Annotated in this window: 20 protein-coding genes; 18 read left to right on the forward strand and 2 right to left on the reverse strand. The window is 41.0% G+C overall.

What is annotated here, in order from left to right; translation table 11 throughout:
- Nucleotides 1–41: 41 nt before the first annotated feature.
- Nucleotides 42–824 carry an ABC transporter ATP-binding protein gene (locus LG375_RS09125; RefSeq protein WP_225745677.1) on the reverse strand — a complete coding sequence of 261 codons (783 nt, stop codon included), beginning with the start codon at nt 822–824 and terminating at the stop codon, nt 42–44.
- 109 nt (nt 825–933) lie between these two features.
- On the opposite strand from LG375_RS09125, the gene LG375_RS09130 reads away from it, so the two are divergent.
- From LG375_RS09130 to LG375_RS09145, 4 genes are all read left to right on the forward strand, one after another.
- Nucleotides 934–2,265 (forward strand): hemolysin family protein, encoded by a 1,332-nt coding sequence (locus tag LG375_RS09130; protein ID WP_013991098.1) that lies wholly within the window; start codon nt 934–936, stop codon nt 2,263–2,265.
- 355 nt (nt 2,266–2,620) lie between these two features.
- On the forward strand, nt 2,621–3,361 hold the full coding sequence (locus LG375_RS09135; protein WP_225745678.1) for an LPXTG cell wall anchor domain-containing protein: 741 nt from the start codon (nt 2,621–2,623) through the stop codon (nt 3,359–3,361).
- A gap of 186 nt (nt 3,362–3,547) precedes the next feature.
- A complete protein-coding gene (pflA, locus tag LG375_RS09140; RefSeq protein ID WP_021143691.1) occupies nt 3,548–4,348 on the forward strand; it encodes a pyruvate formate-lyase-activating protein in 801 nt (266 codons plus the stop codon).
- A gap of 69 nt (nt 4,349–4,417) precedes the next feature.
- Nucleotides 4,418–5,170, forward strand: a complete 753-nt coding sequence (locus LG375_RS09145) for a hypothetical protein (RefSeq protein ID WP_004183318.1) — start codon at nt 4,418–4,420, stop codon at nt 5,168–5,170.
- A gap of 77 nt (nt 5,171–5,247) precedes the next feature.
- Here the strand turns inward: LG375_RS09145 and LG375_RS09150 are convergent, their stop codons facing one another.
- Nucleotides 5,248–5,700: a universal stress protein gene (locus LG375_RS09150; protein ID WP_002891687.1), complete on the reverse strand. Its 453-nt coding sequence runs from the start codon at nt 5,698–5,700 to the stop codon at nt 5,248–5,250.
- 363 nt (nt 5,701–6,063) lie between these two features.
- Between LG375_RS09150 and LG375_RS09155 the strand changes: the two genes are divergently transcribed.
- From LG375_RS09155 to LG375_RS09220, 14 genes are all read left to right on the forward strand, one after another.
- Nucleotides 6,064–7,278, forward strand: coding sequence for a pyridoxal phosphate-dependent aminotransferase (locus LG375_RS09155; protein ID WP_004183315.1), 1,215 nt, complete (start codon nt 6,064–6,066; stop codon nt 7,276–7,278).
- 266 nt (nt 7,279–7,544) lie between these two features.
- On the forward strand, nt 7,545–8,330 hold the full coding sequence (codY, locus tag LG375_RS09160; RefSeq protein ID WP_002884784.1) for a GTP-sensing pleiotropic transcriptional regulator CodY: 786 nt from the start codon (nt 7,545–7,547) through the stop codon (nt 8,328–8,330).
- Between the two features lie 64 nt (nt 8,331–8,394).
- Nucleotides 8,395–8,946 carry a cysteine hydrolase family protein gene (locus tag LG375_RS09165; protein ID WP_014634960.1) on the forward strand — a complete coding sequence of 184 codons (552 nt, stop codon included), beginning with the start codon at nt 8,395–8,397 and terminating at the stop codon, nt 8,944–8,946.
- 185 nt (nt 8,947–9,131) lie between these two features.
- Nucleotides 9,132–10,571, forward strand: coding sequence for a 6-phospho-beta-glucosidase (locus tag LG375_RS09170; RefSeq protein ID WP_225745679.1), 1,440 nt, complete (start codon nt 9,132–9,134; stop codon nt 10,569–10,571).
- 193 nt (nt 10,572–10,764) lie between these two features.
- Nucleotides 10,765–11,973, forward strand: coding sequence for a glycosyltransferase family 8 protein (locus tag LG375_RS09175; protein WP_225745680.1), 1,209 nt, complete (start codon nt 10,765–10,767; stop codon nt 11,971–11,973).
- A gap of 3 nt (nt 11,974–11,976) precedes the next feature.
- Nucleotides 11,977–12,858 carry a glycosyltransferase family 2 protein gene (locus LG375_RS09180; protein WP_183137318.1) on the forward strand — a complete coding sequence of 294 codons (882 nt, stop codon included), beginning with the start codon at nt 11,977–11,979 and terminating at the stop codon, nt 12,856–12,858.
- 50 nt (nt 12,859–12,908) lie between these two features.
- Nucleotides 12,909–14,207: an accessory Sec system glycosyltransferase GtfB gene (locus tag LG375_RS09185; protein WP_225745681.1), complete on the forward strand. Its 1,299-nt coding sequence runs from the start codon at nt 12,909–12,911 to the stop codon at nt 14,205–14,207.
- Entirely contained in the window at nt 14,188–15,660 is a 1,473-nt protein-coding gene (locus LG375_RS09190; RefSeq protein WP_183137316.1) for a glycosyltransferase, read from the forward strand. The genes LG375_RS09185 and LG375_RS09190 overlap by 20 nt, the downstream gene beginning before the upstream one ends.
- 139 nt (nt 15,661–15,799) lie before the next feature.
- Nucleotides 15,800–16,102 carry an Asp-tRNA(Asn)/Glu-tRNA(Gln) amidotransferase subunit GatC gene (gene gatC / locus LG375_RS09195; RefSeq protein WP_183137315.1) on the forward strand — a complete coding sequence of 101 codons (303 nt, stop codon included), beginning with the start codon at nt 15,800–15,802 and terminating at the stop codon, nt 16,100–16,102.
- Nucleotides 16,102–17,568, forward strand: coding sequence for an Asp-tRNA(Asn)/Glu-tRNA(Gln) amidotransferase subunit GatA (gene gatA / locus LG375_RS09200; RefSeq protein WP_183137314.1), 1,467 nt, complete (start codon nt 16,102–16,104; stop codon nt 17,566–17,568). The genes gatC and gatA overlap by 1 nt, the downstream gene beginning before the upstream one ends.
- Nucleotides 17,568–19,010 (forward strand): Asp-tRNA(Asn)/Glu-tRNA(Gln) amidotransferase subunit GatB, encoded by a 1,443-nt coding sequence (gene gatB / locus LG375_RS09205; RefSeq protein ID WP_201041646.1) that lies wholly within the window; start codon nt 17,568–17,570, stop codon nt 19,008–19,010. The genes gatA and gatB overlap by 1 nt, the downstream gene beginning before the upstream one ends.
- 94 nt (nt 19,011–19,104) lie before the next feature.
- The gene (locus LG375_RS09210; protein WP_021146370.1) at nt 19,105–19,488 is read left to right on the forward strand and encodes a hypothetical protein; all 384 of its coding nucleotides are present in this window, start codon (nt 19,105–19,107) and stop codon (nt 19,486–19,488) included.
- A gap of 159 nt (nt 19,489–19,647) precedes the next feature.
- Nucleotides 19,648–20,691 (forward strand): 2,3-butanediol dehydrogenase, encoded by a 1,044-nt coding sequence (locus tag LG375_RS09215; protein ID WP_225745682.1) that lies wholly within the window; start codon nt 19,648–19,650, stop codon nt 20,689–20,691.
- 97 nt (nt 20,692–20,788) lie between these two features.
- The gene (locus LG375_RS09220; RefSeq protein ID WP_225745683.1) at nt 20,789–21,706 is read left to right on the forward strand and encodes a DMT family transporter; all 918 of its coding nucleotides are present in this window, start codon (nt 20,789–20,791) and stop codon (nt 21,704–21,706) included.
- Nucleotides 21,707–21,824 lie beyond the last annotated feature (118 nt).

A 21,824-nucleotide genomic window follows, 5' to 3' on the forward strand; every position in this document is an offset into this window, starting at 1 on the left:
CCCTAGACCTTATCTGGGGGACTTGTTTCTTTGAGCGATTTTTATAGAAGAGGGTTAATGTAAAAACGATGGTCGTCAATTGGGATAATTTGAACAGGATTTTGGTAGAAGTCAGCTAGAACTTCCGGTGTGATAATATCGTTTTTTGGTCCTTGTGCCACGATTCTTCCCTGACGGAGTAGGAGAATGTGGTCCATTTTTTCAGTAATCTCTTCAGCGTGGTGGGTGACGTAAAGAACCAATGGAGCATGTGGAAGCGAGGTGATACGGTCAATCTGACGTAAGAGTTTTTCGCGGGCAAATAGGTCCAAGCCAACAGTCGCTTCGTCAAGGATAATGATGTCAGGATCTTCCATGAGACTGCGAGCAATCAAACAAATTTGTTTTTCTCCTTGAGACAGGCCATGGTATTTACGACCTATCAAATCTCCAGCACCAAGTGAGGTCAGCATGTCCTTGGCTTCTTGCAACTCCTTATCCCCATATGCCTTGTAGAGGATTGAGCTCTTGTATTTACCAGTAAGGACGATTTTTTCAGCAGTCATATGCTTAGGCAAACGCTCAGTGATGAAGGAGCTGACGATACCGATATGTTGACGAAGACCTGTGATGTCTCCATTCCCAAAGGTGTAGCCTAGTATCTCAGCCTTTCCCTCAGAAGGGAAGAATTCAGCTGTCAACAAACGTAGGAGGGTTGATTTTCCAGCACCGTTAAGTCCCAGGATAGCCCAGGTTTGTCCTTTTTCAACTGTCCAGTTAAGATCAGACAAAAGTGTTTTTCCTTGGCGGGCCAAGCTGACATTTTCTAAGCGTATAAGTGACATAAGTCTCTCCTTCGATGATAAATTACTCTAATTATAGCATAAAATAGGAACCTATATTGGGAAATTGTGATATAATGGAAGTCAGAATTTTTTTAGAGGAGAAGAAAAAATGGAAGACTCCAGTGGTCAGTCCTTATTATTTCAATCTATTTTATTACTAATATTAACCTTGCTTACGGCCTTTTTCTCAGCATCAGAGATGGCTTTAGTATCACTAAACCGTTCACGTGTGGAACAAAAGGCTGAAGAAGGCGACAAGAAATTTATTCGCCTGCTCAAGGTTCTTGAAAATCCAAATAACTTCTTATCAACCATTCAAGTTGGTATTACCTTTATCAGTCTCTTACAAGGGGCTAGTCTCTCCGCTTCACTAGGTGCAGTGATAGCGACTTGGTTTGGTCATGCAGCCTGGGCTAAGACAGCAGGTAGCATGATTTCTTTGGTTGTCTTGACCTATATCTCGATTGTTTTTGGGGAACTTTATCCTAAACGTATTGCTATGAACCTCAAGGAAAATCTAGCCATCTACTCAGCACCAGTTATTATTGTTACGGGTAAGATTGTTAGTCCCTTTGTTTGGATTCTTTCAGCATCGACAAATCTTGTGTCTCATTTGACGCCTATGACCTTTGATGATGCGGATGAGCAGATGACTCGGGATGAGATTGAGTACATGTTGGCCAAGAGTGAAGATACACTTGAGGCTGAAGAAATTGAAATGCTCCAGGGGATTTTCTCTCTTGATGAATTGATGGCACGTGAGGTTATGGTCCCTCGTACAGATGCCTTCATGATTGATATTGAAGACAATACTCAAGAAAATATCCAAGCTATTCTCAAGGAAAGTTTCTCTCGTATCCCTGTTTACGAGGATGACAAGGATAAGATTATCGGTGTCATTCATACTAAAAACCTTCTAAAAGCAGGTTTTGAACTTGGTTTTGAAAATATCAAACTTCGTCGAATCATGAACGAACCTCTCTTTGTTCCAGAGACTATCTTCGTAGATGATCTCTTGGCGGCCTTTCGTAACACCAATAATCAGATGGCTATCTTGCTTGATGAATACGGTGGCGTTGCTGGTCTTGTTACCTTCGAGGACCTTTTGGAAGAAATCGTTGGTGAGATTGACGACGAAACAGATAAAACTAGTGTGGAAGTTCGTGAAATTGGTGAGAATACTTATATTGTCGAAGGAGCTATGACTCTTAACGACTTCAATGAACATTTTGATACAGAACTTGAGAGTGATGACGTTGATACTATCGCAGGTTATTATTTGACTGGTGTGGGGGCCATCCCAACTCAAGAAGTCAAGGAACACTATTCAGTTATCAACAAGGACAAACACCTCGAGTTTATCAATGATAAGGTTAAGGATGGTCGTGTAACCAAACTTAAGGTAATCATCACAGCCGCTCCAGAAGAAGCAGAAGAATAGTTTTCTACATGTTTTTATTAGAAAATATTGAAACTTAAAAGCGACTATTTACTAATTAGGCACTTTCTCTCATTATGAGTGAAAGTGCTTTTTCTTATCTATCTTGGAATATCCGCTTATCAAAATAATAAGATTAGAAAACGCCTATAAAGTACGTTATAAAGCCTTTTTTACCTATCCAAACTGCTAGACTTTGTCATAAAAGGAACTATAATTTTGGAGATACTCTAACATATTTTAGCGTATTGATAGATTTAGAATAAAAATAAATAAGATTTTAATTAAAACAGTCTTTTATTACTTTTTTTATGGTAGAATATAAATTAACTGATAAATGAAAAAAAGGAGAATCTTAATGGCTTCTAAAAAATCTATATATAGTAGCTTGCTTTTACTCACCCTTAGCCTAGGAGCTTTTGTACCAGTAACTTCTTTTGCGGACGACGGTATTGCGACAAATGATGCTGTTCTTACACAACCAACGACAGATCGTGCAGCAACAGGTCCTTCAACAGCCCCAAGTGATGGTGACTTGGCTCGTAGCAATGATTCAAACACAGGTGCGGCAACGCCAACAACACCAACACCTACAGTTCCTGAAGTACCAGCTGAACCAACAACACCAGCAACTCCAGAAACACCTGCGACACCGGCTCCAACAGCTGATTCATCTACAAAACCAGCTGATAAACCAACTGAGAAACCAGCCGATAAGCCGGAAGACCCAGCTTCAGCAACTGATAAAGGGACAAGCGAAGCACCTCAAAACCCTGAAACTCCAGCAGTGAATGTTAATGGACAACCTGTTGTTACTGTAACACCGACAGCTCCAGTTATCACTGCAGCTGGCCAAACAATTGTGTCTACACAAAATAGCCAAATTGTTATCGCTAACACTGATGGTACAACAAGTGTTGTTGCTCCTGAAACAGTAGGATTCAAAGTGAACGCTGACGGTACATTGACTGGTAAAGATGCTAAAGGTAAGGAAGTTACACTTCCTAAGACTGGTGAAGCATCAACAGTAATCTTGACAATGGTAGGAACATTCTTCCTTGCTGCTGCAGCCTTTTTGGGGCTTAAGAAACGTGCCTAGTAATATAGATGATAAAAGACTGGATTTTTCCAGTTTTTTTGTTTTTCTTCTGGTATAGTATAGATATTCCTTAATTTCAGATGTATTATAGTATAACCTTTGCCTGAATTCAGGCAGATATGGAGCATGTTTCTGATAAAAGAGGTATAATAAAAACATGTAAAAAGCGTTTTCAAGGAGGCTGCCATGGCAGAAATTGATTACAGTCAGGTGACTGGACTTGTTCATTCAACCGAAAGTTTTGGATCCGTAGATGGTCCTGGTATCCGTTTTATTGTTTTCATGCAAGGCTGTAAGATGCGTTGCCAATATTGTCATAACCCAGATACTTGGGCTATGGAGTCAAATAAGGCTGTTGAACGTACAGTTGAAGATGTCTTAGATGAGGCTCTTCGTTTCCGTCATTTCTGGGGTGAGCATGGTGGTATCACTGTATCAGGTGGTGAGGCCATGCTTCAGATTGATTTTGTCACTGCCCTCTTTACAGAGGCTAAGAAGCTAGGGATTCATTGTACGCTTGATACTTGTGGGTTTGCTTACCGCAATACTCCTGAGTATCATGAAGTTGTTGACAAACTTTTGGCTGTTACTGACTTGGTCCTACTTGACATCAAAGAGATTGATCCTGAACAACACAAGTTTGTGACCCGTCAACCTAATAAAAATATTTTGGAATTTGCTCAATATCTGTCTGATAAACAAGTTCCAGTCTGGATTCGCCATGTTTTGGTACCTGGTTTGACAGACTTTGACGAACACTTGGTTAAGCTTGGTGAGTTTGTAAAAACCTTGAAAAATGTCGATAAATTTGAAATTCTTCCCTATCATACAATGGGTGAGTTCAAATGGCGTGAGCTCGGTATTCCATATCCTTTGGAAGGGGTCAAACCACCAACGGCAGATCGGGTTAAAAATGCCAAAGCTCTCATGCACACTGAAACGTATCAAGAGTATAAAAATCGTATCGGTGTTAAAACCTTGGATTGAAAAAGAAGCTCTTGACAAGAGCTTTTTAACTTTGCTATTATTTAGGGAGCAATAAAGAGTAGGTAAATTATGTTTCGTATTTTAAAATTTGATGATGACTTTGTTTATCTCAGTCATCCTGACGGGCGACTTAAGAAAATAGATCGCACGCTTTTTGATTTTGATATAAAATTAGGAGACCGTATTGATGTCTACCAAGATGGGGACTTGACCGTTGTTACTCCGGCAGAAGTTCAAACGGACTTGAGCTTAGAGGGAGACAAATCTGTTAAATCACACCTCTTGCAAGGAATTTTAGATCTTTTCCTTGAGACTCTTAATATTCACAACAATCATTTGGGTGACTTGAAGAAGATTTTCACGCAATTATTGATTACACTCTTCATGGCTTGGAGCTTGCTAGGTGTTATTCTGGTTGAGATTCTTCTTTTCGCAGAATCGATTATTGTTTTCCTATGGAGACTCTTAGTTCGTCTTATTAAGTGGATGCATATTAAAGACAACACTAAGGTCTTGATTGATGAGACGCAAAAACGTCATGCTAAGCGTGAGCGTCAAAAAGCTCAAAGACTTGAGCAGGAAAGACGTCGTCAGGAAGAGCTAGAAGAACGTGAATACCTTCGTGAAACAGAACGTCAAAAGGAACTCATGATTGTTGAAGCTAGCCTTAGTCAGGAAGCAGAGCGTGAGAGCCTTTCAACTAGCCTTGCTTTGGAGCAAGCAGGTGCCTCAAGTCAATCTGCTAGTGAAGACTTGGTCGAAGAAAGTCAGTCAACTTCAGAGTCAGAAGTGATGTCTGAATCAGCAAAGTCTGAAAAATAGAACAAAAAAGAACCGAGATTATAACTCTCAGTTCTTTTTTGTATGAGAAAAGCACCAGAGGTGCTTGTGAGAGGTGACTAAAGTGTTTTTTCAGAGTCACGAACAATGAGCAAGTCAACTTTTGCGTGACGGAGAATGTATTCAGAAGATGAACCAATAAGCAAGCGTTCAAAAGTATTGAGACCAGTGGCACCAACCATAATAAGGTCAACATTTTCCTTATCAGGGATATCAACAGCCAAGAGGCTCTTAGGATTACCGAACTCAATAACTTTGCGAATCTTGGTTAAACCAGCTTCTCTGGCTTGGCGTTCAAAGTCAGCCAAAACAGCTTTAGCTTCGTCTTCTAGTTTTTCATAGATATAAGAGTCGAAAGTCGCAACGCTTTGAAGGGCGCGTGTATCGATAACGTGTACCAATAGTAACTGAGCATTATTACGTTTTGCAACGTGCACACCTTTAATAAAGGCCAGTTCTGATTCGTAAGAACCGTCGATAGCTACCATAATACGTTCATATTGTTGAGACATAAGCTCTACCTCCTATCTTTAGCTTTATTATACTCCTTTAATCTAAAAAATGAAAGCGTTGTTATGGATTTTCTGAAATCTTTTTTTGACTGCTTACTTTAGGATGTCTGTAGTAATGTGAAGATTTCAGTATTATCTAAAAATTGAAGATTGCATGAAAAAGAGGTATAATACAATCTGTTATTAGCTTCGTAAGAAACATGATAATTAAACAATAGGAAGACAAGTCTTCAGAAATGATACCAAATGGCTGAGCCTAAATAAAGTTGGTGTCAATAAAAGTGGAAATCCCCATCAGGTGTTGAATTTTCTTATTTTATGCTAGATGTATCTGCTTTTAGTATCTTTTGAAAGGATTAACTTATGAAAACATTTGATAAATCATCAAAGTTGGAACACGTTGCCTATGATATTCGTGGACCAGTTTTGGATGAAGCCAACCGTATGATTGCTAACGGTGAAAAGATTCTTCGTCTTAATACGGGAAATCCTGCGGAATTTGGCTTTACAGCACCGGATGAAGTCATTCGTGATTTAATTATGAATGTTCGTAACAGTGAAGGGTATTCGGATAGTAAAGGGATTTTCTCAGCTCGTAAGGCGATTATGCAGTATTGCCAGTTAAAGGGATTCCCAAATGTAGATATTGATGATATTTATATTGGTAATGGTGTTTCAGAGATGATTTCCATATCTATGCAGGCCTTGCTTGATGATGGAGATGAAGTCTTGGTCCCAATGCCAGATTATCCTCTTTGGACAGCCTGTGTCAGTCTAGCAGGCGGTAATGCCGTACACTATGTCTGTGATGAAAAATCTAACTGGTATCCAGATATTGATGATATCAAATCAAAGATTACATCAAATACTAAGGCAATTGTAGTCATCAATCCCAATAATCCTACAGGTTCGCTCTATCCTAAGGATGTTCTTGAACAGATTGTGGATATTGCTCGACAAAATGATTTGATTATCTTTGCGGATGAGATTTATGACCGCTTGGTTATGGATGGTAAGAAACATACTGCAATCGCTAGTCTTGCACCAGATGTCTTCTGCGTGTCTATGAATGGTCTTTCTAAGTCTCACCGCATCTGTGGTTTCCGTGTGGGTTGGATGGTTCTCTCTGGACCTAAAAAGAATGTCAAAGGCTATATTGAAGGGCTTAATATGTTGGCTAACATGCGTCTCTGTGCCAATGTGCTCTCTCAACACGTTATTCAGACTTCACTTGGTGGCTACCAATCCGTTGATGAGCTCTTGATTCCTGGTGGGCGTATCTATGAACAACGTGAGTTTATCACGAATACCGTAAACGCTATTCCAGGGCTATCAGCTGTTAAGCCAGATGCAGGGCTTTACATCTTCCCTAGGATTGACCGTAACATGTATGATATTGAAGATGATGAAGAATTCTGTCTTCGTCTCTTGAAGAAGGAGAAGGTTCTCCTAGTTCCAGGTAAAGGCTTTAACTGGAATGAACCAGATCACTTCCGTATTGTCTATCTTCCTCGAGTGGAAGAGTTGGCTGATCTCGGTAATAAAATCGAACGAGTCTTGTCATATTACAAGCGCTAATTCCTTAAAAAACTGGACAATAATGCTTGTCCGGTTTTTATTGTTTCTAAAAGGGAGATATATTTGGGAAAATCCGAACATTCTTCCTAAAAATGCCATAATATACTTAATATAATGAATAGTAGAATAATAAATAATTTTCAGACAATTGTTTGCAATTTCTGGGTTAAGTGTGCTATAATGATAGGGCTAGTGAGTCTTGACGCAGAAGATTAGTACAAGGCTTGATATTATTATGACTACAATAGAAAGTGAAGACAATAAATATGGCAAATTTGCTGGCTAAAACACGTAAAATTACATCTATCTTGCAACGCTCAGTAGACAGCTTGGAAGGAGATCTTCCATACAACAACATGGCTGCTCAATTGGCGGATATCATTGATTGTAACGCTGCTATCGTTAATGGTGGTGGTGCTCTCCTTGGTTTTGCCATGAAGTACAAAACCAACAATGATCGAGTGGAAGAGTTTTTTGAAGCTAAACAACTTCCAGAAGAATACACACGTGGTATCAGCCGTGTTTATGATACTCAAGAAAACATTGGTATTGACAGTGACTTGACCATTTTCCCAGTGGAGTCAAAAGATGACTTCCCAGATGGTTTGACTACAATTGCCCCTATCTATGGTGGTGGTATGCGTCTTGGTTCTTTCATCATTTGGCGTAACGATCATGATTTTGTGGATGAAGATCTTATCTTGGTTGAGATAGCCTCTACGGTAGTTGGGTTGCAGTTGTTGAACCTTCAAACAGAGAACTTGGAAGAAACGATTCGTAAACAAACAGCTATTAACATGGCTATTAATACCTTGTCTTACTCAGAAATCAAGGCAGTTTCAGCTATCTTGAACGAGTTGGACGGTTTGGAAGGTCGCTTGACAGCATCTGTTATCGCTGACCGTATTGGAATTACGCGTTCAGTTATCGTTAATGCCCTTCGTAAGTTGGAATCAGCTGGTATTATTGAGAGCCGTTCACTCGGTATGAAAGGGACTTATCTTAAAGTCCTTAACGAAGGTATCTACGACAAATTGAAAGAATACGAATAAGAAGAATACTGAAAGAGAGTGAGGTAGGAGGACCTGCCCCACTTTTTTAAAAGGAGAAAGTAGCATGACAAAGGCATTGATATCAATTGATTACTCTTATGATTTTGTGGCAGATGATGGGAAGTTGACGGCTGGTAAGCCTGCCCAAGCCATTGAAGATCGTATTGCTCAGGTAACTCAAGAAGCCTATGACAATGGGGATTATATCTTTGTTGCCATGGATCGACATGATGAAGGAGATACCTTCCATCCTGAGACTAAACTCTTTCCACCTCACAACATTGCAGGGACATCTGGGAGAGAACTTTATGGTAAGTTAGCTAGTGTATATGATGCCATCAAGGACGACCATCGTGTCTTTTGGATGGACAAGCGACACTATTCAGCCTTTTCCGGAACGGATTTAGATATTCGTTTACGTGAGCGTCGTGTGACGACAGTTGTTTTGACGGGAGTTTTAACAGATATTTGTGTGTTACATACGGCCATTGATGCTTATAATTTGGGCTATGATATCGAGGTGGTAGAGAGTGCAACAGCCTCCTTGACACCTGAAGCTCATGACTTTGCTATCGGGCATTTTAAAAATGTGCTTGGAGCAACAATTGTGGAGTAAGAGTTAGTTCTTACTCTTTTTTATCATTGTCATAATGGAGAGAGGATTGAGAGTGGGAATCTGTCCCACTCTCAATTTTTTGTCTAAAATCATAGGATAGTATCAGTTTTTCGTAGTTTACTATAAGAAAGCGATTCCAGATTAGTATATACTATTACTGAAATAAAATCATAAGAGGTAGAATAATGACTAAAAAATTAACTTTTCCTGATGGATTTTTGTGGGGTGGAGCGACAGCAGCCAACCAATGTGAAGGTGCCTATGATGCTGATGGGCGTGGTTTAGCCAATGTTGACGTGGTGCCAATTGGTGAGGATCGCCTTTCCATTATCACTGGACGTCGCAAGATGTTTAATTTTGAGGATGGTTATTTTTATCCAGCTAAGGAAAGCATCGATATGTACCACCGTTACAAGGAAGATATTGCTCTCTTTGGTGAAATGGGCTTTAAGACTTATCGACTTTCTATTGCTTGGTCACGTATTTTTCCTAAGGGTGATGAGGCTGAGCCAAATGAAGCTGGGCTTGCCTTTTACGAGGACCTCTTCAAGGAATGTCACAAGCATGGCATTGAACCTTTGGTGACGATCACACACTTTGATTGTCCAATGCACTTGATTACCGAGTATGGAGGATGGCGTAATCGTAAGATGCTTGGCTTCTATGAAAATCTTTGCCGTACCCTTTTCACACGCTTTAAAGGTTTGGTTAAGTACTGGCTCACTTTCAATGAAATCAACATGATTCTCCATGCCCCATTTATGGGAGCAGGACTCTGCTTTGAAGAGGGTGAGAATGAGGAGCAGGTTAAATATCAGGCTGCTCACCATGAGTTGGTAGCCTCAGCTATGGTGACGAAATTGGCTCATGAGATTGACCCTGAAAATAAGGTCGGTTGTATGTTGGCAGCAGGTCAATATTATCCAAATACAGCCCATCCACGTGACTACTGGGCAGCTATGCAAGAAGACCGTAGTAGCTATTTCTTTACTGATGTTCAAGCTCGTGGAGAGTATCCAAATTATGCTAAGAAACAGTGGGAACGTGATGGCATTGAGCTTGAGATGACGGAAGAAGATTTGGCCCTTCTTAAAGAGCATACTGTTGATTTTATTTCCTTCTCTTACTATGCAAGTCGTGTGGCTTCAGGTGATCCAGAAGTTAATGAAAAGACTGCTGGAAATATCTTTGCCTCTATTAAAAATCCCTATTTGGAAGCTTCAGAGTGGGGCTGGCAAATTGACCCACTAGGCCTTCGTATTACGCTCAATGCTATTTGGGATCGTTACCAAAAACCGATGTTTATCGTTGAAAATGGGCTTGGTGCTGTGGATACGCCAGATGAAAATGGTTATGTTGAAGACGATTACCGTATCGACTACTTGGCAGCCCACATCAAGGCTATGCGTGATGCTATTAATGAAGATGGTGTAGAGCTTTGGGGCTACACAACCTGGGGCTGTATCGACCTTGTTTCTGCTGGAACTGGTGAAATGAAGAAACGTTATGGCTTCATCTATGTGGATCGAGATAACGATGGTAATGGTAGTCTTAAACGCTCTAAGAAGAAATCATTTAACTGGTACAAAGAAGTTATCGCAAGTAACGGTGCCTCTGTAGAATAGTCTATGAGTTGAGAGGTGTTCGGTGTTTTAAGCCACGTGCTAGTCTGAATCCTGTTTTACGCATATAAGGAGCACTAAGAGAAAATTGATCTCCATTTAAAGTCAGCCTTAGGGTTGGCTTTTTTGTAAGGGATAGAAATTGTAATGTTTTCTAAAAAATGATATTCTTGTTAGAGTTTGAGAGGAAGAAAACATGGGTAAAAAATCAGTTGTATTTGTAGCTGAGCTATCCTATATGGAAAAGTTAGAGGTAGCTCTTAAATCTTTGTGTGCACATCAAGGGCAGTGGAAAATTTATGTGCTAAATGAGAATTTACCAACAGAATGGTTTACGTTGATGAATCGTCGTTTAGAAGCTATTGATTCTGAAATTCTTAATTGTCGTGTGTCTGCAGAAAGCTTTAAACAATTTTCGCTTCCAAGTGCGCATATTCATTATGCGACTTTTTTCCGTTATGTGATTCCCGAGTTTGTTCAAGAAGATCGTGTTCTCTATTTGGATTGTGATATGATCTTCACGCAGGATTTGTCACCACTTTTTGAAGTGAATCTGGGCGGATTTGGTATTGGAGCGGTAGTGGATCGTCCGACGACGACAGATGGTTTTAACGCTGGTTTGATGGTTATTGACATCGATTGGTGGCGACAACACAAGGTGACAGAGTCTCTTTTTGAATTAACTAAGGAACATCACCAAAATGTTTATGGCGATCAAGGGATTTTGAATCTTTATTTTAAAGACGCCTGGCACCAACTTCCATGGACTTATAATCTCCAAGTAGGCTCTGACAAGGATCAGTACAGATATGGGGACTTGGATTGGTATGATGTTTTTAAAGGGGTGCCAGCGGTTATTCATTACACCTCTCACAATAAACCTTGGACCTCTAAGCGTTTCAACCGTTTCAGAGATATTTGGTGGTTTTATTATGCCCTATCTTGGGAAGACATCTTATTGAGAAAGCCATCCTTAAAGCTTAGCTTTAGTGATATGGTAGGTGATTTTCCATACCATACGGCTATTTATACTAATACGGCAGACATCTTTGAATTGGAACATTTGCTGCAGGCTCTTCCAGATGTAGCTTTTCATGTTTTGGCTCATTCTCATTTTGGGTTTAATTTGGTGAAATTGGAGCAGTATCCAAACCTTATTCTCTATCCGTCCTTTGATCCATTGACTAGTCGAAAGGTTTTGGGAAAAATAGATTTTTATTTGGATATCAACCCATTTGACGAGGTTGATCATATCACAGAAACGATTCATCAGTTGGGTCTTCCAATTTTCTCTTTTGAAGGGACCAATCATGACCACACTGGAAAAAATCAAGTGTTCAAGAATGACCAAGTAGACCAAATGGTAGAGGTAGTTCAAGACTATATAGATACGATTGAGAGATAGACCATGGAAAATAAAGAAGTAGTGAGTATTGTGATTCCCATTTATAATGTGGAAGCTTACCTGAAGCAGTGTTTGGAAACGATAGTGAATCAGACTTATCCAAACCTTGAAATCATTCTTGTCAATGATGGTTCTCCTGACAATTCAGAGGAGATTTGCAAGGAATTTTTCAAGAGAGATTCGCGTATTCGCTATGTGCGACAAGTTAATGGGGGCTTATCTGCAGCCCGAAATACAGGAATTGACTTAGCCACAGGTGATTACATCACTTTTGTAGACCCAGATGACTGGGTAACAGAGGACTATGTGGAGACCTTATACACTCAGCTTAAAAAGTATGAAGCAGATGTTTCTATTGCCAACTATAACTTGTTCAATGAGAGTACAAGTAAGTTTTTGATTAAGGTAACGGAGAACGATTATTCTGAAACCCTCTATGAAGGAAGAGACATCATAGATCAGGATGCCATTCAAGAGACACGAGATATGGCTTGGGCTTGTGCCATGATGAAACTCTACAAGATTTCCTTATTCGAGGATCTTCGTTTTCCTGTTGGTAAGAATGTCGAAGATAACTTCCTTATGTATAAACTATTGTTAAAAGCAAATCGTGTTGTCCATACTGAAAAATGTATCTACTGGTATCGAGTGGGACGTAAAGATACGCTGTCACAGGTCTGGACTGAAAAGCGTGTTTTAGATGAGATGGAAGCCAAAAATGAAAAATTAGCTTTGCTAGGTATGTTGGGCTATGATTTGACCTGGCACCGTTATATTTATAAGACGCGTCTAAAACGGGCGATTGAAAAAATGGAAGAAGCTAATCTTCAAGATACTGAGACCTATATGACGGCACAGGTTAACTTGAGATTTTTGGAGCAATAAAGGTCGAGGGTTAAGCTATTTATAGCTTGGATTAGTCAGAAAGGATAACTATGCTCATTATTGCACAAGAACCCAGTCAGGCAACGGAAAAACTGAGAAGATCACTAGACTCCTTTGGTATTCAGTCGCGTGTGTTTTACACGAATTTTGAAACGGATATTGATAAGGACACTATTAGTTTAGCATCATCATTTATTTACTCCTCTGAGGAAGATTATCAAGGAAAACCACTCTTTTTTAACGATTTGTCCGTTCCTCTATATTGGGAATTGTGGACTTTGGGGATTACGACCTATATTTTTGATGGTCAAGACCGTCGTGCTAGTGTCATTTTTCGTGACAATCTAAAGGAACGTACGGTCAAACAAGTCCAATGGTTTGGACAAGGGGAAAAAGTTGTTGCGATAGACGACTATAATCGCTATGGCTGGCGTACCAAACAGCGTCTTCTGGATGATCAGGGACAGGGCATTATGGATATTTACTTTAATCGTAATCAAGAAGAGGTCTTGCTTCACTATATTCAAGATGGGTACTTGATTGATCAGGGATCTGAAGGAAGAGATAGGATTTTCTCGGGTAGGGAAGAATTAACTAAGGTTGTTTTGAATCAAATCCTAAAGTCAGACGAAGCTATCATCTGTATGGATTCCAATCTAATCCCGATTTTGCAGACCTTGAATGCTAATCGTCTGGTCTATTGCTCCGACAGTCATGATGGTCTTGAGTTTATTCAAAGTCAAGTGAATCATGTTTTGATTACTAATTATTATCCACAAGAGGAACGTTGGTCAGGCATGATTTATTTAGCTGGTGCTAAACAAGAAGGTTCTCAGACTTTTGTGCCTCAGGCTATGGTGATGACTGCTTCTGAAAATATTGAGGGACTTGCTGACTTGGTTGATGCTTTTCCGGATATTGACTTTCACATCGGAGCCCAAACTAGTATGGGACCTAAATTGACTTGTCTCGAAGATAAGGGAAATGTCCATCTTTACCCAGGGATTCGTCAGGAGAAATATCAAGAGCTACTAAGGAAATGTTTCATTTATTTAGACTTGAATTATGGAAGTGAAGTGTCTGATGCAACATTGGATGCGATTGAAAATGGGCAGCTACTTTATGGCTTGGAATCAACGGTTCATCGTCACTACTATAAGGACTTACCAACGGTCTATACTTCCTTAGAGGAACTAGAGCAAGATTTCCGACAACTCTTACAGCAACCAGAGTTTTATCCTAAGGTTCTTGAAAGTCAGAAAGAGGTTTTGAAACTTGCTGAGAGGGAAGAAATCTTAGCTTTCTTTACTAGATTGGAGGGGGAAGAAGATGACAATTTACACCTTTAACCTATTGGTGGGCTTTGAGCCTAATGGTGTGGACGTGGCCCAGGCGTCGAGGGCTTTGATGCTACGTGAATTAAATGAGCCTGCTAAGTTTGTCTTTACGACCTGGCCACAACCCTATAAATTAGACTATTATCTTTCTTTAGGGCATCGCTACGAGGAACTCCTCCATGCCTATCTTAGCTTTACAGATCAAGACAGTCATATCCCATCCTTGACAGTGGGGGCCTTGCAGCAAAAATTTAAGTTGACCCGTCTAGATTTGAAGAGTCAAAGCGAAACAGACTCTGTTTATATCTGTTCTGATGGCACTTCTTTAGTCTTTAAGATGGATTCCTACCAAAAAGGTTGTGTGCGGTATGTGGATTACCACGTCAATGGTATGCTTTTAAAGCGTGAGTGGTATGGAACAAGTAAATTAGTCACAGAATACTTTGAAAAAGGCATTATCATCAGGAGAAGTTATCACAATAAAGATGGTCGCATCGCCTTTGAAGAACTCAAGCAAGGGACCAGCTGGTTATATAGGTTGGGAACTGAGATTTTAGTAACAAAAACAGAGGTCATGCGTCGTTTTCTAGCAAGACTTCCACTGACAACTGCGGATACCTTGTTGCTGGATAGGGCCTCCTTGATGGAGTTTATGCGACCGATTTATGAATTGGATACACCTGCAAAGTTAGGCTTCGTTTTTCATTCAGAGCATGAGTTTGAAAATGGCGACCTCTACTATGAGTATTATTACATCTTTAAGTACGCCCAACGTTTTGATTTCTTCATTACAGCTACGGAGGCACAAAAGGCTGTTTTAGAGAATACCTTGAAAAAGCAAGGTGTAACAGATGCTAGTATTCATGACCTAGCAGTGGGACATTTGGATAACCTTAGTTTTCCAGAGGAGCAGAGGAAGCCTCTTAGTTTGATGACCGCTTCGCGATTGGACCCACGTAAACGCTTGGATTTAGCTATAAGAGCAGTCGCCCTTGCTCATGAAAAAGAGCCAAATCTTCACTTTGACATCTACGGTAAAGGTGGCGAGCAAGAGAATCTACAAGATCTGATTGATACTCTTGGGGCGAATGATTACATCCAACTTAGAGGACATGCGGATTTGCGTGAAGTTTACCCACAGTATGAACTTTATGTCACCGCCTCTCAGTGGGAGACCTTTGGCTTGACTCTGATGGAAGCTGTGGGAGCAGGTCTAGCCTTGGTTGGTTTTGACGCCCGTTATGGCAATCCAACCTTCATCAAAGATGGTAAAAACGGCTTTCTGGTTCCTTATAGCGAAACTATGGATGAGAACCTACTTGTTTCTCAGATGGCAGACAAAATTGTATTTGCCTTAGAAAGTGATCTTGAGTCTATGCACCAAGTCTCATATGACCTGGCAAAACAGTATTTGAAACCAGAAATCCTAGAGGCTTGGAGAAAGCTCTTGATAGCCATACGATAAGTGTTTTGAAAAAGCTCTATCTCTGTAAACTGTAGTGACAAAAAAGTTACTACAGTTTTTTTATCCTCCAAGCAAAATAGGCCTAATTATGGTAAAATAGAACGTATTGAAAAATCATCATTTCACGAAAGGAAGCAAGATGAAAATTACGCAAGAAGAGGTAACCCACGTTGCCAATCTTTCAAAATTGAAATTCTCTCCAGAAGAGACAGCTGAGTTTGCGACAACCTTGTCTAAAATTGTCGACATGGTGGAATTGTTGGAAGAAGTGGACACAACCGGTGTGGCCCCAACAACGACTATGGCTGATCGTAAGACCGTATTGCGTCCGGATGTTGCTGAAAAAGGGACAGACCGTGACCGCTTGTTTAAAAATGTACCTGAAAAAGATAGCTATTACATTAAGGTACCAGCTATCCTAGAAGATGGAGGAGATGCCTAATGTCATTCAACCATAAAACCATTGAAGAGTTGCACGACCTCCTTGTCTCTAAGGAAATTTCAGCAACCGAATTGACCCAAGCGACACTTGAGGATATCAAGGCGCGTGAAGAAGCAGTCAATGCCTTTGTGACGGTGGCTGAAGAAGCAGCACTTGCCCAAGCTAAGGCTATTGACGAAAAAGGAATCGATAAAGATAACCTCCTGTCAGGGATTCCACTCGCTGTCAAAGACAATATCTCAACAGATGGTATCTTGACGACTGCGGCATCAAAAATGCTCTACAACTACGAGCCTATCTTTGATGCGACAGCTGTTGCCAATGCAAAAGCCAAAGATATGATTGTCATCGGTAAGACCAACATGGATGAATTTGCTATGGGTGGATCTGGTGAAACATCTTACTATGGGGCGACTAAAAATGCTTGGGACCACAGCAAGGTGCCTGGTGGATCTTCTAGTGGTTCAGCAGCTTCTGTCGCTTCAGGGCAAGTTCGTTTGTCTCTTGGTTCTGATACCGGTGGTTCTATCCGCCAACCAGCTGCCTTCAACGGGATTGTTGGTCTCAAACCAACTTATGGAACTGTTTCACGTTTCGGTCTTATTGCCTTTGGTAGCTCACTTGACCAAATTGGTACCTTCTCACAAACCGTTAAGGAAAATGCCCAATTGCTCAATGTCATTGCCAGTGAAGATGCCAAAGATTCAACTTCAGCGCCAGTACGCGTAGCCGATTTTACTTCTAAGATTGGTCAAGACATCAAGGGCATGAAGATTGCCCTTCCTAAGGAATACCTCGGTGAAGGAATTGACCCAGAAGTCAAAGAAACTATCCTTAATGCGGCGAAGCACTTTGAGAAATTGGGAGCAACTGTCGAAGAAGTCAGCCTGCCTCATTCTAAATACGGGGTTGCCGTTTATTACATCATTGCTTCATCTGAAGCTTCATCAAACTTGCAACGTTTCGATGGTATTCGTTATGGTTTCCGTGCGGAAGATGCCAAGAATTTGGATGACATCTATGTGAACACTCGTAGCCAAGGCTTTGGTGATGAAGTCAAACGCCGTATCATGCTTGGAACCTTTAGTTTGTCATCTGGTTACTACGATGCTTACTACAAGAAAGCTGGTCAAGTCCGTAGTCTTATTATCCAAGATTTTGAAAAAGTCTTTGCGGATTACGACCTCATCCTTGGTCCAACAGCTCCAAGCGTGGCCTTTGATTTGGATTCGCTTAACCATGATCCGGTTGCCATGTACTTGGCGGACTTGTTGACCATTCCAGTTAACTTGGCAGGTCTTCCAGGGATTTCGATTCCTGCTGGTTTTGCGCAAGGACTTCCAGTTGGTTTGCAGTTGATTGGTCCTAAGTATTCGGAAGAAACCATCTACCAAGCTGCAGCTGCTTTTGAAGCAACAACGGACTATCACAAGCAACAACCCCTTATTTTCGGAGGTGACAATTAATGAACTTTGAAACAGTCATCGGACTTGAAGTCCACGTTGAATTGAATACAAACTCAAAAATTTTCTCACCAACCTCTGCTCATTTTGGGAACGAGCAAAATGCCAATACCAATGTGATTGACTGGTCTTTCCCAGGGGTGCTTCCTGTCTTGAACAAGGGTGTTGTGGACGCTGGTATCAAGGCTGCTTTGGCCCTGAATATGGATATTCATCAGCACATGCACTTTGACCGTAAGAACTATTTCTACCCTGATAATCCAAAGGCCTACCAGATTTCGCAATTTGACGAACCAATCGGTTACAACGGTTGGATTGAAGTGCAATTGGAAGATGGCTCAACTAAGAAAATCGGGATTGAACGTGCCCACTTGGAAGAAGATGCCGGTAAGAACACCCACGGAACAGACGGTTTCTCTTATGTAGACCTCAACCGTCAAGGGGTTCCATTGATCGAGATTGTATCTGAAGCAGATATGCGTTCTCCGGAAGAAGCCTATGCTTATTTGACAGCTTTGAAAGAAGTCATCCAATACACAGGTATTTCTGACGTCAAGATGGAAGAAGGATCGATGCGGGTCGATGCCAACATTTCCCTTCGCCCCTACGGTCAAGAGGAATTTGGTACCAAGACGGAGTTGAAGAACTTGAACTCTTTCTCAAACGTGCGTAAAGGTCTTGAATACGAAGTGGAGCGTCAAGCAAAAATTTTGCGTTCAGGTGGTGTCATTCGTCAAGAAACACGCCGTTATGATGAGGCCAACAAGAGCACTATCCTTATGCGTGTCAAAGAAGGGGCAGCGGATTACCGTTACTTCCCAGAACCAGACCTACCATTATTTGAAATCTCAGATGACTGGATTGAGGAAATGCGTACATCATTGCCTGAGTTTCCAAAAGACCGCCGTGCTCGCTATGTGGCAGAGCTTGGCTTGTCTGACTATGATGCCAACCAATTGACAGCTACTAAGGTCACATCTGACTTCTTTGAAGCAGCCGTAGCCCTTGGCGGAGACGCTAAACAAGTGTCTAACTGGCTCCAAGGTGAAGTCGCTCAATTCTTGAACGCAGAAGGTAAAACGCTTGAAGAAATCAAGTTGACACCAGAAAACTTGGTCGAAATGATTGCCATCATCGAAGATGGAACCATCTCTTCTAAGATTGCTAAGAAAGTCTTCGTTCATTTGGCGAAAAACGGTGGAGGTGCGCGTGAATACGTCGAAAAAGCTGGATTGGTACAGATTTCAGACCCTGAAGTCTTGATCCCAATCATCCACCAAGTCTTTGCAGACAATGAAGTAGCCGTAGCCGACTTCAAGTCAGGTAAACGTAACGCTGACAAGGCCTTCACAGGCTTCCTCATGAAAGCAACCAAAGGTCAAGCCAACCCACAAGTAGCCCTCAAGTTACTTGCCCAAGAATTGGCGAAGTTGAAAGAAGAATAATAGATAAAGAACCAGCCGAAAGGTTGGTTTTTTATCTGCAATATTTGTGTTAGACTAGTTGGGAACATTAAAAAAAGAGTTTAGGAGCAACCCCATGAACAAATTCTTAAGAGTCCTATTTATCCTCGTCATTCTCGCCATGACTGGTGCTATTATTTTTCAGCTGTTCTTCCCAACTTATATGGGAAGTCATTCGGGGTACGGTATTTCAGTTGGCTGGCAGAGGGAGATTGGTATCTGGAATGTGGCAGTCCTTGTCATCCTGATTGCCGTTAATCTCAAATACGATTGGTTTTATTTGAGAGCTGTACTGATAGCTTTGATTATTGGAGGCCTCGGGATTGGGACTAATCATTTCCTTAGCTATCTTCAACATCATCACTCAGTCAACGCCATAGGTGCACTTGAAAATTATCTTTTAGTCCTTGGCTGGGTTGTAGGTTGGTGGCTAGAGGTGTCTCGAATCAAAAAGAAATAACACAAATAAAGTTGAGATTAGGGAAGTATCTTATGGGGTGCTTCCCTAATCTCTTTTGTCCAGTTTTTCCTTGACAAGTAAAAAGAAAACGTTTACAATTTGATGTATAATGTTTCCTGAAAAGAAAACCAAAAATTGTGAAAACAAGGAGATCATCATATGGCTACTATGAAAGCAGCTCGCTGGCATGCAGCGAAAGACGTTCGTATCGAAGAAGTGGAAGTACCTGAAGTACAGCCTCATCAAGTAAAAGTGGCAGTCAAGTTCACAGGAATCTGTGGTACAGATTTGCATGAATATTTGGATGGACCAATCTTCATTCCAACAGAAGAACATGTGTATTCTGGTCAAAAAGCACCGGTTACTTTGGGACATGAATTCTCTGGTGAGATTGTAGAAGTCGGAAGTAATGTGACTCGTGTCAAAGTTGGCGATCGTGTAACCATCGAACCAATTCTTGCAGAGCACAACTTGATTGGCGATTATAACCTTGATCCAAACTTGAACTTCGTCGGCCTCGCTGCAGATGGTGGTTTTGCGAAATACTGTGTCCTTGATGGTGATCTTGTCCATGTGATTCCAGATAGCTTGAGCTATGAACAAGCTGCTCTTACAGAACCTGCTGCTGTAGCTGTGTATGCAGTCCGTCAATCTGCTTTGAAAGCTGGGGATACAGCAGTCATCTTTGGATTGGGACCAATTGGTCTCTTGATTGTTGAAGCCCTTCGTGCAGCAGGCGCATCAAAAATCTATGCGGTTGAATTGTCTCCTGAACGTCAAGCCAAAGCAGAAGAATTGGGGGCAATCGTAGTTCGCCCAGAAGAAGGGGAAACAGTCGTAGAAGCTATCCATCGTTTGACAGGTGGTGGAGTAGACGTTTCTTATGAAGTTACTGGGGTTCCAGTTGTCTTAGGCCAAGCCCTTGCAGCTGTTCATAAAGCTGGAGAATGTATGGTCGTATCTATCTGGGAACGTGAAGCCAGCATCAATCCAAATGAATTCGCCATCCAAGAAAAATCTCTCAAAGGAATTATTGCCTACCGTCACATCTTCCCTAAAGTTTTGGAATTGATGGAACAAGGCTACTTCCCTGCTGATAAATTGGTTACTAAGAAAATTAAATTGGAGAATATCGTTGAAGAAGGTTTTGTTGAATTAACCCAAGATAAATCTCAAATTAAAATCTTGGTTCAACCAGAATAAGTTTATAAAGGTCGAATGAATAGATAAAGGTCGAAACCGTTTTGTTTCGACCTTTTTGTGTTACAATAACAGAAACAAATAGATTTGGGAGGTGACTATGTCAAAGACGCTAAAAGGTAGTCTGATGGTCATAACTGCAGGAATTGCCTGGGGATTTTCAGGAGTTTCTGGTCAATACCTAATGGCTCATGGTGTTAATGTCAATCTTTTGACGAGTTTACGTTTGCTTTTGTCTGGTATTTTACTAACGGCTTCGGTCTTTTTTAGGCAGCGAGACAAATTAGTACAAGCTATTAAAGATAGAAAAACCTTAGTAAGTATCGCCTTATTTGCTCTCTTTGGTCTGGTACTAAATCAGTACGCCTATCTCAGTGCTATTCAATACACTAATGCTGGGACAGCGACGGTCTTGCAGTATGTCACCCCAGTTATCATCCTGGCTTTTGTATGTGCAAAATATCGTAGGTTCCCAACAGCAGCAGAGCTAGTGGCGATTATCATGGCTATTGTGGGAACCTTTACCATCGCAACGCATGGTCAGATAAGGGAGCTGGCGATTACACCTCTGGGCTTGTTCTGGGGTCTCTTTTCGGCGGTGACCTATGCACTTTATATCTTACTGCCTGCTAAGGCTATTGAAAAATGGGGAAGTTTGATTGTCATTGGTTTAGGCCTGTTGCTCGGTGGTTTAATCTTTCCGATTGTTATCCAAGCCTGGAAGTACGAGCGACCCTTGACTAGTGGAAATCTTCTAGCACTCTTTGGCTTGGTCTTCATTGGGACAGTTTTTGCTTATACAGTTTTCCTCAAGGGAACAACCGTGGTTGGCGCTGTAAAAGGAAGTCTTCTGGCATCGGTAGAACCAGTGGCATCGGTCATTTTAACGGTCTTAATCATGGGTGACCACTTCTTTGCCATTGATGTGCTTGGAATGTTTTTAATTGTTCTTGCTGTTATCATCATATCGCTTAAGAATTTAGTTGCCCTTAAAAAACAAGAAAAAATTCAAAGATAATATTGGAGCCTGAGTGATTGTGGCTCTTTTCTTTATTGTTATGTAAAGGATGTTCTTAAAAAATAGGACTTAAGTCCCACACATAAACCTTAAAAATATGGTAGAATAAGAGGTAAAC

Source organism: Streptococcus sp. Marseille-Q3604 (genome assembly GCF_916619785.1).
Lineage (GTDB): Bacteria > Bacillota > Bacilli > Lactobacillales > Streptococcaceae > Streptococcus.